The organism is Micromonospora sp. NPDC049801 (assembly GCF_040656575.1).
Taxonomy (GTDB): Bacteria; Actinomycetota; Actinomycetes; order Mycobacteriales; family Micromonosporaceae; genus Micromonospora.
Genome location: NZ_JBFAMS010000007.1, coordinates 127,764 through 140,522 on the forward strand (window position 1 = coordinate 127,764; position 12,759 = coordinate 140,522).

The window sequence follows — 12,759 nt, forward strand, 5'->3', positions numbered from 1 at the left end:
CAACACCGGTATCCGGACGTCACCGCAACGCCGCCGGGTGCCGTCCGGGCCCGCCGCAGCTCGACCGCCCTGATGAAACAGGCCCTAATCAGCCAGCGGCAGCAGTGCCGGGTAGGAGACGACGTCCGGACCGACCCGGCAGCCGGTCAGATGGCCGCCGGCAACACCCAGTTCGCGCAGCCAGGCCACCTCGACGGTGTGGTCGCCGTCGGCCGGGAACTCCCGGTCCGCCGCGGCGAACCGCCGATTCCGCAGCGCCGACCGCGCCGCACCGGCCTGCGCGTACCGGGCGGTCAACCCCGTCGCGTCGGCGGACCGCAACGCGTCCGCCAGCTCATCCAGGAGTACGCGCACCTCGGCCAACTCGTCCAGCACCCGCGCCCGGTTGCCGAGCAGCATGTTGGCCGTCCGCTCGGCCGGCGTCCCGGCGACCCGGGTGCCATCGGAGAAGCTGCCCGCGGCCAGCGCCAACACCGCGTCACGCAGCGGCGACCGCTGCGTCGCACCGGCCAACGCGCCGGCCAGCAGGTGTGGAACGTGCGAGGCGAGCGCGGCCACCGAGTCGTGCGCGGCCGGGGACATCGGCACCACCCGGGCGCCGAACAACTCCACCAGGAGCCCGGCGAGCCAGCGGAAGGCGAGCGTCGCCGCGCCCGGCGCCGGGCAGAGCACCCAGGCGGCGCCGGCGAGCAGCGTCGAGGAGGCCGCCGCCAGGCCGGCGGACTCCGCGCCCGCCATCGGATGCCCGGGTACGAAACGCTCGGTGAGCCCGAGCCGGTCGGCAGCCTCGGCCACCTCGACCTTGGTGCTGCCCACGTCGGTGAGCACACAACCCGGCGCGGTCAGCTCGGCCACCTGCGCCAACGTCCGGGCAAGGGTGGGCAACGGACCGCAGAGGAAGACCAGATCCCGACCGGCGACCGCCTCCTCGACGGCGTCCGGTGCCGACACACCGCACGACCGCATGCGCTCCCGGGTGGCCGGATCGGGATCCCAGCCCGCCACGTCGAGGCCCGCGTCGCGCAGCCGCAACAGCACCGAACCGCCGATCAGACCGGTGCCGACGACCGCCACCCGCGTCCGGGCGTACGCCCCGCCGGCCGCGGGTTTCCGGTCGTCCACCTCCGGGCCTGACCCGGCGGCCTCGCGGCGCTGGTCGCCCGTCTCGCGGCGCTGGTCACCCGGTGGCATGGCGGTACCGGCGTCCGGCGTCGGGACGGTCCTGCCGTCGGTCATCGCCGGACGCCCCGGTCAGGCCCGCAGCCGACCGGCGACCGCGGCGACGTGCTCGTCGGACTCGGTGAACGCCACCCGCACGTACCGCTGAGCGGCGGGGCCGTAGAACGCGCCGGCCGCGACCAGGATGCCGCGCCGGGCCAGCCAGTCGACGGTCTGCCAGCAGTCCTCGTCGCGGGTGAGCCAGAGGTAGAGGCCCGCCTCCGAGTGCTCGATCGTGAAACCGGCCTCGGTGAACGCGGCGCTCAGCACCTCGCGCCGGGCACGGTAGCGCTCCCGCTGCTCGACGGCGTGCCCCTCGTCCTGCAGGGCGGCCACCATCGCGGCCTGCACCGGGGCGGGCACGATCATTCCGGCGTGCTTACGGACCTTCAGCAGCTCGGCGACGAGGGCCGGATCGCCGGCCACGAACCCGGCTCGGTAACCGGCGAGGTTGGACCGCTTGGAGAGCGAGTGCACGGCCAGCACACCGGTGTGGTCGCCACCGCAGACCTGCGGGGACAGCACCGAGACCGGCTCGGCCGACCAGCCCAGCGGCAGGTAACACTCGTCGCTGGCGACCACCGCGCCACGCTCCCGGGCCCAGTCGACGACCTTGCGCAGGTGCGCGGCGGGCAGTACCCGGCCGGTCGGGTTACCGGGCGAGTTGATCCAGACCAACCGGACCCGCGAGGTCGGCCCGACCGAGGTGAGCGAGTCGGCGCGGACCACGGTGGCGCCGGCCAGCCGGGCACCGTCCTCGTACGTCGGGTAGGCGATCGACGGCACGACGACCACGTCGCCCGGGCCGATGCCGAGCAGGGTGGGCAGCCAGGCGACCAGCTCCTTGGAGCCGATGGTCGGCAGCACACCGAGACCGTCGACGCCCGCGCCACAGGCCCGGGCCACCCATGCGGCGATCGCGTCGCGGAGCGCCGGGGTGCCGGCGGTCAGCGGGTAGCCCGGCGCGTCGGACGCGTCAGCCAGTGCCTGACGGATCGCCGCCGGGACCGGATCGACCGGCGTACCCATGGAGAGGTTGATCAGGCCCTCCGGATGCGCCGCGGCCAGGGTGGCCGCGGCGTCCAGGGTGTCCCAGGTGAACTCGGGTAGCCGTGCCGAGACCGGCGCGGGCCGGTTCAGTGGCCCTCGCCGCGCGGCGGCTGCGCGGCGACGAAGGTCGCGTCCTTCTCCACCTTGCCAATCTTCGAGGCGCCTCCGGGCGAGCCCAGGTCCTCGAAGAACTCGTAGTTCGCGCCGGTGTAGTCCTTCCACTGCTCCGGGACGTCGTCCTCGTAGAAGATCGCCTCCACCGGGCAGACGGGCTCACAGGCACCACAGTCGACGCACTCGTCGGGGTGGATGTAGAGCATCCGGTTGCCCTCGTAAATGCAGTCGACCGGGCATTCCTCGATGCATGCCTTGTCGAGCACATCCACGCACGGCTCGGCGATGATGTAGGTCACCGGTCTTCTCCTCCGCAAGACGCGCCGCGATCTCCCGCGACGGTAAGAGCCTAGTATCTCGCCGGGGAGGGGGTCGATCGTGCTCCGACAGCAGGATGTGGGACATCGGATCGTAGTCCGGCGGATTGTGGGGATTCGCGAAGGCCGCCCGCTGTTCAGCGACGCCCTCGGCGAGCTGGTCGAGCTGAGCGAGACTCATCTCACCCTCGCCACGGCGCAAGGTCCGCTGCGCGTCCCGGTGGCGCAGGTGCACCGGGCGAAGCGGGTACCGCCGACCCGCCGGCCGACGGCCGCGGCGGTGGTGGCGCTGGAACGGGCCGCCAACGAGGCGTGGCCCGCCCCGACCCGAGGCCGACTCGGTGACTGGCTGCTGCGCTCGGCCGAGGGCTGGACCGGCCGGGCCAACTCGGCCCTGCCCATCGGCGATCCCGACCGGCCGTTGCCGGCGGCCGTGGACGCGGTCGAGCGCTGGTACGCCGAACGGGGTCAGCCCGCGATGATCAACACGCCGCTGCCGCTCGCCGCGCCGGTCGGCGCCGAGCTGGACGAGCGCGGTTGGACCACCCGCCCACCGACCCTCGTCCAGACTACGCCCCTGCCCCTCGACGCCCTCGCGCTCGGTGGGCCGGGCGCCGCGGTCGTCGAGGTGGTGACCGCGCCGAGCGAGGACTGGCTCGCCATCGCGGCCGGCCGCAAGGGCGGCCTACCGGATGCCGCCCGGCACGTGCTCACCGCCGTGGACCAGGTCCGCTTCGCCCACGGGTACGTCGACGGCGCGCTGGCGGCCATCGGCCGGGCAACGGTGACCGGCCAGGGCCGATGGCTGGGCCTCAGCCTGATCGAGGTGGTGCCGGCCGCCCGCCGGCAGGGGCTGGCCCGCCACGTGATCGGCGCGCTGGCCGCCTGGGGCGGATCGGCGGGCGCGACCCACGCGTTCCTCCAGGTGGAGCAGCGCAACACGCCAGCCATCGCCCTCTACCGAACGCTGGGCTTCACCACCCACCACACCTACCTGACGCGCGTCGCCCCGAGCTGACCCCCGCTCGTCGATCTTGCACTTTCTGCGGCGACATAAAGGGCATCTGCCCTCATATCGACAACCGAAAGTGCAAGATCGGCGCGAGGTTCTGGCTGGCGCGAGGCGCGAGGGCGTCAGCGGCGGACTACCCGGCGGGGCTTGGCGGCCTTGACCTCGGCGTACCGCTTGAGCTGCTGCGAGCGGTGGTCGAGACCGAGGGCGGTCGCCACCAGGTAGCCGCCCAGCGCGCCGAGGCCGGTGGCGAGCAGGTAGAGCCAGATCTGGGCGAAGAACGTCCCCGCGCCACCGGCGAACGGGCTGTGGCCGACGAGCAGCGGCCCGACCAACACGGTCAGGACCATGGCGATCAACACCACGACCGTCACGTCGCCCGCCCAGACGGCCAGCGGCCGGGCGCGTCCCCAGCGGAAGGCGACCACGGCCAGGGTCAACCCGATCACCACGAACATCACCAGTGTGACCCGGTCGGCCGCAGCATCGTCGCCGTCGAAACCGAATCGGGTGATCAGCCGGGCAACCACGTTGACCGCGAACAACGCTCCCGCGAGCACCCCGACATCACGCCACCGTCTGTCCATCGCACGACCTCCTGCCGTACGCCCCTCGTCGCGGGGCCGCTTCCCTGGCAGGAATATCTACCACTCGTAGCTGTGTGACGTCACCAGCCGCCGAGGGTGGACGGCGGGGCGAGGACCTGCCGGAAGCCCATCACGGCGAACGTCATCGCGCCGGCCACGATCATCGCCAGGCCGACCCAGTTGTCGCCGGCCAGCAGCAGGTCGCCCTCGGTGGTGCGGATGGCCGCCACCGCCATCAGGGCGAACCACGGCACCGCCGGCAGCGCCACCGCCCAGCGACGGCCGACCGTCTCGTGCGCGAACCAGCTCAGCAGGATGTTCGCGCCGACGGCGAGCAGCGCCGAGAAGCCGATGAGCTGCCCGCCGACCCGGACGGTGGCGAGTAGCAGCTCCAACACCCCCGTCACCACACCGGCCACCACCACGACGATCGCGCCGGCCACCCGTAGGCCCAGGTCCAGCAGACGCGGCGGCGGCCCCGCCGGCGGCGGGGCGTCCTCATCGTTCACGACCGACATCGGCGCGGCGGGCAACGTCACCGGAGACCGGCCGCCGCGACCGGGGAGCGGTCCGCGTCGGCCACGTCCGGCAGCCCGGCGAAGAGGTCGTCCTCCCAGCCGTACGGGCCGAAACCCGGCCCCTTCGCGCCGACGGCGAGGGTGAAGAACTCCACACCCATGAACTCGCCGCCGAAGTTGCCCGCGATCGAGTAGAGCCACGAGGTGGCCGGGATCTGGGTGCCGTGTGCCCGCATCGCCGCCTCCTTGGCCGCGTGCTGGTCGGTGCCGTCGATCCGGGCGGCGATCTGCTCGTCCGGAGTGCCGAAGGGCAGCTCGGCCAGGTCCTGGATGCCGGCGAACGGATTGTCCGAAGATTCGGCGAAGTGCGACATGCCGGCCTCCAGCACGCTGAGCGGCATGGCCGTCCAGTAGACCTTGGCCGGGGCGCAGCCCTCGAGAGCGGCCAGCTCGACGGCGCGCATCGCCACCCGGTGTGCCTGGATGTGGTCGGGGTGGCCGTAGAAGCCGTTCGGGTCGTAGGTGACCAGCACCTGCGGACGTACCTCTCGCATGATCTCCACCAGGTGCCCGGCGGCCTCGTCGAGGTCGGCCTGCCAGAAGGCCCGGGGGTGCTCGTTCGTCGCGAGGCCCATCATCCCCGAGTCGCGGTAACGACCGGCGCCGCCCAGGAAACGGTGGTCGGCGACGCCGAGCGCCGCGCAGGCGGCCGCCAGCTCCGCGATCCGGTACCCGCCGAGCTGGTCGGCCTCGGCGGCGGCGAGCTGCGCGAGCGCCGGTACGTGGATCTCGCCCTCCTCGCCGAGCGTGCAGGTCACCAACGTGACGTGCGCGCCGGCGGCGGCGTAGTGGGCCATGGTCGAGCCGGTGCCGATCGACTCGTCGTCAGGGTGCGCGTGGACCAGCAGCAGGCGGCGGTCGGGCAGCGTCGTCACGACGGTCACTCTAACCGGCGGTACGGTCCGGGAGTCGTTGGACGCGTCCGCCCAGGTCGGCCACATCACGCCCGGCGCGGCTCTACGATTTGGCCTGTGGACTTTCCGGAGCTGGCCGCCCGTACCCGCCGGTTCAGCCACGGCGCGCCCCGGGCTGTCTCCGTGGCCGCGGACGGCTCCCGGGTGATCTTCCTGCGCTCGGCCGGTCCGGAGGATCCGGCGGACGCGCTCTGGCTGCTGGACGTGGCGACCGGCGAGGAACAGCTCGTGGCCGACCCGGCGGCCCTGCTGGGCGACGACGGCGACGTCCGGGCGCTCACCCCCGGCGAGCGGGCGCTGCGGGAACGGCTCCGGCTCAGCGCCGCCGGCATCGGCTCGTACGCGTTGGACGCCGTCGGCCGGGTGGCCGTGTTCGCGCTGGCCGGCCGCCTGTTCCGGGCGGATCTGGTGCACGGCGACGTGGTGGAGGTGGCCACCGTCGGTCCGGTGCTGGACCCTCGACCCGATCCGACCGGCGAGCGCCTGGCCTACGTGACCGACGCGGCCGAGGGGGTACGCCGGGGTGAGCTGCGGGTGATCGACGCCGACGGCGCCGACACGCTGCTGGCCGGCGAGGACGCGGGCGTGAGCTGGGGGTTGGCCGAGCACATCGCGGCCGAGGAGTTCGGCCGGTACCGGGGCTACTGGTGGGCCCCGGACGGGCGCATGGTGCTTGCCGCCCGCGTGGACGAGTCCCGGCTGGACCGCTGGCACCTGCACGACCCGGCCGAGCCAGGCAGTCCGCCGACCGCCGTCGCGTACCCCCGGGCCGGCGGCCCCAACGCCGAAGTGAGCCTGCACCTGCTGGACCTCGACGACGGCTGGGTCGACGTGCACTGGGACCGGGAGACCTACCCGTACCTGACCGGGGTGAGCTGGGGTGAGGGCAGTCCGCTGATCACCGTGCTGCGCCGCTCGCAGCAGCACGGGCTGGTCCTCGCGGTGGATCCTCGTACCGGTGAGACGCAGGTGCACGCCGAGCTGGCCGACCCGCGCTGGGTGGAGCCGATCGCGGGTACCCCGGCGCACCTGCCCGACGGCCGGGTGCTGGTCGGGGGCGAGTTGGCCCACGACGGGTACGACGCGCGGTGCCTGTTCGCCGACGGCACGCTGCTCACCCCACCCTCGCTGTACGTGCGGCGGGTCGTCGGTCGACTGCCGGCCGTCAGCGGTCCCGCCGACCTGCTGGTGGAGGCGAGCGACGGCGAGCCCAGCGAGCGGCACCTGTTCCGGGTCCGTACGACGATTGGCGGCGGGGTGGACGCCCGGCGTATCACCACCGACTCGGGCTGGCACACCGCTGCTGTCGGCGGGGACGTGCTGGTGGTCGGGACGGCGTCGCTGGACCACGCCGGGGTGCGCTGGACCGTGTCGCGCGGCGGCCAGGAGCTGACCGAGCTGCGGTCGTTGGCCGCCGAGCCGCCGTACTCGCCGCTGCCGCTGCTGGAACGGGTGACCGACCGGCGGTTGCCGGCGGCGGTGCTCTACCCGGACAACCACGTGACCGGCCGGCGGCTACCGGTGCTGCTCGACATCTACGGCGGCCCGGGGCACCAGGAGGTGGTGGCGGCGCGGGCCGCGTGGTTGGAGCGGCAGTGGTGGGCCGACGCCGGGTTCGCCGTGGTCACGATCGACAACCGGGGTACGCCGGGAGTGGCCCCCTCGTTCGAGAAGGCGATCCACCGACGGCTGGCCGACGTGATCCTGACCGACCAGATCGACGCGCTGACCGCGCTCGCCGGCAAGCACCCGGACCTGGACCTCGGTCGGGTGGCCATCCGCGGCTGGTCGTTCGGCGGGTGGCTGGCCGGGTTGGCGGTGCTGCGTCACCCGGAGCTGTTCAAGTGCGGCATCGCCGGCGCCCCGGTGACCGACTGGGCGTTGTACGACACCGCGTACACCGAGCGGTATCTCGGCCTGCCGGAGGACGGCATGGACGTGTACGCGCACCACTCGCTCATCGAGTTGGCCGCCGAGCCGGTCACCGGTCCGGACCAGGCCCGCCCGTTGCTGCTGGTGCACGGCCTGGTCGACGACAACGTGGTGGCCGCGCACACGCTGCGGCTGTCGGCGGCGCTGCTGTCCACCGGCCGGCCGCACGCCGTGCTGCCGCTGACCGGCGCCACCCACATGGCCGCGAACGGCACCGCCGAGCGGCTGCTCCCGCTGGAACTGGAATTCCTGCGTACGCATCTGCGCTGAGCGGCATTCCGCACATCGAGCCCACGGCCGCATGCCATGCTGATCGAAGGCGGGACCCGACGGCGCAATTTCCGGGGTGATACCGCGTTTCGCTATCCCGAAAGGAATCCAGGATGGTTGGCATCGCCCAGAAACCCTCGGTCGCCGCCGTCCAGGAGGGCGAATTTCCCGTCACACACTTCCGAACCGCGACCGTGAACGGGATCGACATCTTCTACCGCGAGGCCGGGCCGGCCGACGGTCCCGCGGTCCTGCTGCTACACGGCTTTCCCACGGCGTCCTCGCAGTTCCGCCACCTGATTCCCCTGCTCGCGGACCGGTACCGGGTGATCGCGCCGGACCTCCCGGGTTTCGGCCACAGCGCCAGCCCGGACCGGTCGACGTTCGACTACACGTTCGCCAACTTCGCCGACCTGATGCACGGCCTGATCGACCAGCTCGGCGTGGACCGTTACGCGCTCTACTGTTTCGACTACGGAGCGCCGACCGGATACCGGCTGGCCCTCAAAGGGCCCGAGCGGATCAGCGCGCTCATCGTGCAGAACGGCAACGCGTACGAGGAGGGCCTGAGCGAATTCTGGAATCCGATCAAGGCCTACTGGGCGGAGAAGACCGACGAACGCCGACAGGCGATCGCGTTCATCCTCAGTTCCGACGCGGTGCGGTCGCAGTACACCCAGGGGGTGCGGGACCTCAGCCGGCTCGACCCCGACCGGTGGATCCACGACGAGACGCAGCTCGCCCGCCCCGGGAACGCGGACATCCAACTCGACCTGTTCTACGACTACGGCAGCAACGTCGCGCTGTACCCCGAGTTCCAGGCCTTCTTCCGCGACCACCAGCCACCGACGCTGGTGATCTGGGGCAAGAACGACATCGTCTTCCCGCCCGATGGCGCCCACCCCTATCAGCGTGACCTGCCGTCGGCCGAGTTCCACCTGATCGACACCGGCCACTTCCTGCTGGAGGACAAGCTCGACGTCGCCGCGCCGATGATCCACGACTTCCTCGACCGCTCGATCGGTCGCTCCTGACCCGCAGTGGTGACGACGCCGCAGGGCCCCTTTTAGACAGCGCTGTCTAAAAGGGGCCCTGCCCGCTCAGCAGTGGATCCGCGCGGGTGGTGGCGCGGACTGCGGTCAGCCCTTGGGGCTGGGGCCGAAACGGTTCGCACCCGGCGTGCTGTCCTGCACGAAGAACACGATCAGGACGATGGCGCCGATGAGCGGGATCAGGGCGATCAGCAGCCACCACCCCGTCTTGTCGGTGTCGTGCAGGCGTCGTACCGCGACGGCCAGCGTCGGCAGCAGCAGCGCCAGGGAGACGACGAGGCCGATGAAGCCGCTCGACGAACCGTCCACGAAGTTCAGTCCCAGCGCGCTGTCCAGGACGGAGGTGACAATGCTGACAAGGACAGTGAACAGGGCGAACCACCAGTACTCGGACCGGCGGGCCCGACCCGCGAAGCCGACGTACTGACTGAGAACCGATTTGATCGCGGCATTGAAGGACACAGCTATCTCCCGTTGGGTGAGGGGCTTGCAAGCTCAACGCGGAGGCAGCCAAGCAGATCGATCTGGCGGGGGCAACGGCCGAGCGGCCGGATAGCGGTAGCTACAGCGCCTGACTGTCGGCGGTATCGGCGGCTACAGGCTCCCCGACTCCGGCCAGTGGGACCAGTGTGTGTTCGGGTGCGCTCTCGGCGCGTAGAGCGTGCGATCGCCGGTCGCCAGGACATCGGCGATCTGGCGGAACGTCTCGGACTGGCTCGGACGTGAGCCACCGGCCAGGTCAGGGTGGTGCCATTCGTCCAGCCGCAGAACCTCGGGCAGGTCGACGGGGACTCGGCGTCGCAGTTCCCGTTCGTCCGCCAGGAGAAGCTCGCGGTGACGCGGAACAAGCCGACGCAGTACGTCGATGAGATCCTCACCTGATTCGGCGGCAACGGCGATGTCCTGACCGCGAAGCACCAAGGGCCCTCCCCGGTAGGTCTCCGGCTCCTCCGAATCCTCTATCTCGTCCCAGTTGTCGACCCGATCGAGAAAGTCGCCGTTGTCGGTGCCAGGTTCGCCGCTGGTCAGGCAGTTGCCGAACACGAAGAGCACGTCGGTGAGGTTGCCGGCCCGTGGCGAGTAGCCGATCGTCTCGACGATGAGAGCCCATCGCCCCGCGTCCCGATATCCGTGCAGCCGAGCGTCGACGGCGTAGGAGTAGCCATTGTCGAGGTCCGGAAACCGGAACTCTTCGGCTGCGGCGTCGAGCTGTTCGAGGATGTCGGTCGAGCGCACAGCCGAGCACTGTAGTGCCTAACGCGGTGACCGTGGAACAGACCGATCCCGCCGGCTACTACCGCGGAGCCCGTTACCACGGCGCCATCCAGCTTCTGGTGGAACCGACGGGCAGGCGGATGGCCGGAAAATGGGTCGGATTCGGCAAGGACATGGACGTCAACACCGGCCCATGGGAACTGACCTTTCGCGATGCCTCCACCTCGAAGGCGACGCTCGACCGGTACAACACGTCACCCGAATAGGGCTGCCCTCTTGTGGTCAGGCGCGAGGCTTGGCGAGCGCTCTGCTGAACAGGGCGAGGTAGCTGTCGTGGGCCAGGCACAGTCCGCCGAGCTCGTCTTCGGTGAACCAGCCGATGGCGTCGTGTTCGTCGGGCGCGGCGTTGACCGGGGACCCCTGCCACGCCTCGACCAGCCAGATCTGCATGTCGAACGTGTCGGTGTGCACCTCGTGCATCGGAGACGCCGAGGGTGCCGTGATGTCGATGCCCACCTCCTCCCGAAGCTCCCGGGCGAGCGCCTCGCCCGGTAGTTCCCCGGGCTCGACATGCCCGCCGGGCATGTCCCAGACGTCGGGGTACCACCGACGCCGCGGAGAGCGGTGACACAGCAGCACCCGGTTCCCGTCGCGCAACAGGCCGGCGACGATGCGTGCCTTGGCAGAGCTGTCCACGGTGTTCGACACGGCCATATCGTGCCGCCTGTCGCGGCTCAGCGATGCCCCGCGCCCCGCGCCCCGCGCCCCGCGCCGCCCCGCCCCGCCCCGCCCCGCGCCGCGCCGCGCCGCGCCGCGCCAAGATCCTCACAACATCCCCGATGTTGCTGCCTCAGGGTCTCCGCAGGCAGCAACATCAGGGTTGTTGCTGCTTCAGAGGCTCGGCACACAGCAACATCACCGCTGTTGCTGCTTCAGAGGCTCGGCACACAGCAACATCAGGGTTGTTGCTGCCTCAGGGGCTCTGCAGGCAGCACCGTCGGCGTCGTTGCTGGGGCGATCAGGGAAGATCGCGCCGACTCGGCGGCCAGCGGTCGGCGCGCCAGTCGTTCCAGGTCGCGAAACCGGCCGGTGGGTCGTCGACAGGTTCGGAGCCGTCGAGTTCGCCTGGCGTCGGGATGTCCATGCGGGCGGCCCAGTCGGCGAGTTCCTCGTTGGACATCGGCCATGTCGTGTGGGGTGCGTCCGCCTGGCGCTGATCCAGCCGCACACGCTGCTCGGCCGGGGTGAGTTCGAAGTAGCGCAGCTCCACCCGCGCGCCGAGGTCGGCCGCGGCCTGCCGCAGGGCGGAACGCTCGTCCCGACTCCAGAGGCCGAAGTCGATCACCACATTGGTGCCGAGTTCGAGGGCGCGCAGCCCGATCTCGATGAGTCGTCCCTCGATCACGTCCGAGGCCGCAGGCCGATTCTCGACCCCGTAGAGGGCCTTCACCCACTCGTCCTTGGTCAGCCGAAGCGCCTTCTGCTCGACCTCGATCCGGCGCGCGGCAGTGGTCTTTCCGGTACACGGGAGCCCCACCGTCAGGAACAGTGTCGGTCGCGTCAGCACGGATGCCATCCGGTCAGCATGCCCGGATCTGCCAGGTTGGCAGCGGGGATCGTCGTTGTGCACGATGACGTCGGCGTGCTGCTGTTCAAGCTCCACCTGCTCGCTCATACCCGATTTCCCCGGCCGGGCCATCGCCGACTGTCGACCTCAGGCCAGGTTCGCACAAGTCCGCCGGAGAGCCGAGCACAATTCAGTCAAGCCAGCAGATCACCGCGTCGCCGTCACTTGCGGCCGCGGCGAAGAAGGTCTGGACGCCGGGCAGATAGTGGGCCACCCACGCCAGTTCGCCGGGCTCTTCCCAGGTGTGTGGGTAGACCTCGGCCAACTTCAACTCCTGGGGGTCGACACCCCCGATCAGGTTCTCCTGGGTGAGCGCGGCCAGGTGCGAGGCCGCGACCGTCACCTGCGACGGGGTGAGGTAGGAGGGCGGCCCGTAGCCCCAGTCGTCTTCGAGGTTTTCCAGGAAGTCGAACATCTCGTCGCTGTCGGGTTCGACGTCCGGCAGCTCCACAAAGCTCTCCGCGCCGAGGACCAGCGGAACCTCGAAGCCGAGCCGGTCGAGGAGGAAGTCGAGCCCGTGCCACGCCTTGTCGGTGCCGGCCCAGCGTCCGGAGTTGTCGTCCCGCGCGCTCATGGCGTGCTCGTAGGCCCAGCCGAGGTCCCCCTTGGCCCGCTCCAATTCGTCTGGCGAGACGCGCAACCAGTTGCCGTTCATGCTCACGCCGCCAAACCTAGATCCCGGCTACGACAGGACTCGCGCCGGCTCACCTCGGGTTCCAGGAAAGTGGGCTGTCGGGGCGGCCGGAACACCCCGATTTTCTGGAAATCGAGTCGATCAAGGGGCCGAGACGGCAAAGGGCCCCTCCCCACAACCTCTGCCGCGAAGGGCTCGTCACGAATGGCGAGATCGGTTACGGTCTCTGCAACAAACGC

Annotated in this window: 14 protein-coding genes and 1 pseudogene; 4 read left to right on the forward strand and 11 right to left on the reverse strand. The window is 71.0% G+C overall.

Annotated features, from left to right (window positions below; all coding sequences use genetic code 11):
* Nucleotides 1-84 precede the first annotated feature (84 nt).
* From AB0I89_RS15125 to fdxA, 3 genes are read right to left on the reverse strand one after another with little or no spacing between them, the layout of a single operon-like run.
* Complete coding sequence (locus tag AB0I89_RS15125; protein ID WP_357126043.1) at nucleotides 85-1,236, reverse strand: prephenate dehydrogenase/arogenate dehydrogenase family protein; 1,152 nt, start codon at nucleotides 1,234-1,236, stop codon at nucleotides 85-87.
* Nucleotides 1,237-1,251: 15 nt separating this feature from the next.
* On the reverse strand, nucleotides 1,252-2,358 hold the full coding sequence (gene dapC, locus AB0I89_RS15130) for a succinyldiaminopimelate transaminase (RefSeq protein WP_357126562.1): 1,107 nt from the start codon (nucleotides 2,356-2,358) through the stop codon (nucleotides 1,252-1,254).
* On the reverse strand, nucleotides 2,355-2,681 hold the full coding sequence (fdxA, locus tag AB0I89_RS15135) for a ferredoxin (RefSeq protein ID WP_007464872.1): 327 nt from the start codon (nucleotides 2,679-2,681) through the stop codon (nucleotides 2,355-2,357). Before fdxA ends, dapC begins: the two co-directional genes overlap by 4 nt.
* 79 nt (nucleotides 2,682-2,760) lie before the next feature.
* On the opposite strand from fdxA, the gene AB0I89_RS15140 reads away from it, so the two are divergent.
* Nucleotides 2,761-3,717: a GNAT family N-acetyltransferase gene (locus AB0I89_RS15140; RefSeq protein WP_357126046.1), complete on the forward strand. Its 957-nt coding sequence runs from the start codon at nucleotides 2,761-2,763 to the stop codon at nucleotides 3,715-3,717.
* Nucleotides 3,718-3,833: 116 nt separating this feature from the next.
* Here the strand turns inward: AB0I89_RS15140 and AB0I89_RS15145 are convergent, their stop codons facing one another.
* From AB0I89_RS15145 to mshB, 3 genes are all read right to left on the reverse strand, one after another.
* On the reverse strand, nucleotides 3,834-4,298 hold the full coding sequence (locus AB0I89_RS15145) for a hypothetical protein (RefSeq protein ID WP_357126049.1): 465 nt from the start codon (nucleotides 4,296-4,298) through the stop codon (nucleotides 3,834-3,836).
* Between the two features lie 80 nt (nucleotides 4,299-4,378).
* A complete protein-coding gene (locus AB0I89_RS15150) occupies nucleotides 4,379-4,816 on the reverse strand; it encodes a hypothetical protein (protein WP_357126051.1) in 438 nt (145 codons plus the stop codon).
* A gap of 17 nt (nucleotides 4,817-4,833) precedes the next feature.
* On the reverse strand, nucleotides 4,834-5,760 hold the full coding sequence (gene mshB / locus AB0I89_RS15155; protein WP_357126054.1) for an N-acetyl-1-D-myo-inositol-2-amino-2-deoxy-alpha-D-glucopyranoside deacetylase: 927 nt from the start codon (nucleotides 5,758-5,760) through the stop codon (nucleotides 4,834-4,836).
* Between the two features lie 87 nt (nucleotides 5,761-5,847).
* Between mshB and AB0I89_RS15160 the strand changes: the two genes are divergently transcribed.
* Both AB0I89_RS15160 and AB0I89_RS15165 read left to right on the forward strand, forming a co-directional pair.
* The gene (locus AB0I89_RS15160) at nucleotides 5,848-7,992 is read left to right on the forward strand and encodes a prolyl oligopeptidase family serine peptidase (RefSeq protein WP_357126057.1); all 2,145 of its coding nucleotides are present in this window, start codon (nucleotides 5,848-5,850) and stop codon (nucleotides 7,990-7,992) included.
* A 113-nt stretch (nucleotides 7,993-8,105) separates the two neighbouring features.
* Nucleotides 8,106-9,026, forward strand: a complete 921-nt coding sequence (locus AB0I89_RS15165) for an alpha/beta hydrolase (protein ID WP_357126060.1) — start codon at nucleotides 8,106-8,108, stop codon at nucleotides 9,024-9,026.
* A 105-nt stretch (nucleotides 9,027-9,131) separates the two neighbouring features.
* On the opposite strand, the gene AB0I89_RS15170 is transcribed toward AB0I89_RS15165, so the two are convergent.
* Together AB0I89_RS15170 and AB0I89_RS15175 are read right to left on the reverse strand one after the other, a co-directional pair.
* The gene (locus AB0I89_RS15170; RefSeq protein ID WP_357126063.1) at nucleotides 9,132-9,506 is read right to left on the reverse strand and encodes a DUF805 domain-containing protein; all 375 of its coding nucleotides are present in this window, start codon (nucleotides 9,504-9,506) and stop codon (nucleotides 9,132-9,134) included.
* A gap of 132 nt (nucleotides 9,507-9,638) precedes the next feature.
* Nucleotides 9,639-10,280: a hypothetical protein gene (locus tag AB0I89_RS15175; protein WP_357126066.1), complete on the reverse strand. Its 642-nt coding sequence runs from the start codon at nucleotides 10,278-10,280 to the stop codon at nucleotides 9,639-9,641.
* Nucleotides 10,281-10,333: 53 nt separating this feature from the next.
* Between AB0I89_RS15175 and AB0I89_RS15180 the strand changes: the two are divergent.
* Nucleotides 10,334-10,525, forward strand: a pseudogene (locus AB0I89_RS15180) (hypothetical protein); the annotation flags it as partial.
* 16 nt (nucleotides 10,526-10,541) lie between these two features.
* Here the strand turns inward: AB0I89_RS15180 and AB0I89_RS15185 are convergent.
* From AB0I89_RS15185 to AB0I89_RS15195, 3 genes are all read right to left on the reverse strand, one after another.
* Nucleotides 10,542-10,967: an NUDIX hydrolase gene (locus AB0I89_RS15185; RefSeq protein WP_357126069.1), complete on the reverse strand. Its 426-nt coding sequence runs from the start codon at nucleotides 10,965-10,967 to the stop codon at nucleotides 10,542-10,544.
* Between the two features lie 310 nt (nucleotides 10,968-11,277).
* Complete coding sequence (locus AB0I89_RS15190; RefSeq protein WP_357126072.1) at nucleotides 11,278-11,934, reverse strand: ATP-binding protein; 657 nt, start codon at nucleotides 11,932-11,934, stop codon at nucleotides 11,278-11,280.
* A gap of 82 nt (nucleotides 11,935-12,016) precedes the next feature.
* Complete coding sequence (locus tag AB0I89_RS15195; protein ID WP_357126565.1) at nucleotides 12,017-12,541, reverse strand: YfbM family protein; 525 nt, start codon at nucleotides 12,539-12,541, stop codon at nucleotides 12,017-12,019.
* Nucleotides 12,542-12,759 lie beyond the last annotated feature (218 nt).

What these genes read in the sequence shown, in the direction of transcription:
- AB0I89_RS15165 (WP_357126060.1), top strand. Translation starts at nt 8,106, where the DNA reads ATGGTTGGCATCGCCCAGAAACCCTCGGTCGCCGCCGTCCAGGAGGGC.
- AB0I89_RS15190 (WP_357126072.1), bottom strand. Translation starts at nt 11,934, where the DNA reads ATGAGCGAGCAGGTGGAGCTTGAACAGCAGCACGCCGACGTCATCGTG.
- AB0I89_RS15145 (WP_357126049.1), bottom strand. Translation starts at nt 4,298, where the DNA reads ATGGACAGACGGTGGCGTGATGTCGGGGTGCTCGCGGGAGCGTTGTTC.
- AB0I89_RS15125 (WP_357126043.1), bottom strand. Translation starts at nt 1,236, where the DNA reads ATGACCGACGGCAGGACCGTCCCGACGCCGGACGCCGGTACCGCCATG.
- AB0I89_RS15195 (WP_357126565.1), bottom strand. Translation starts at nt 12,541, where the DNA reads ATGAACGGCAACTGGTTGCGCGTCTCGCCAGACGAATTGGAGCGGGCC.
- AB0I89_RS15150 (WP_357126051.1), bottom strand. Translation starts at nt 4,816, where the DNA reads ATGTCGGTCGTGAACGATGAGGACGCCCCGCCGCCGGCGGGGCCGCCG.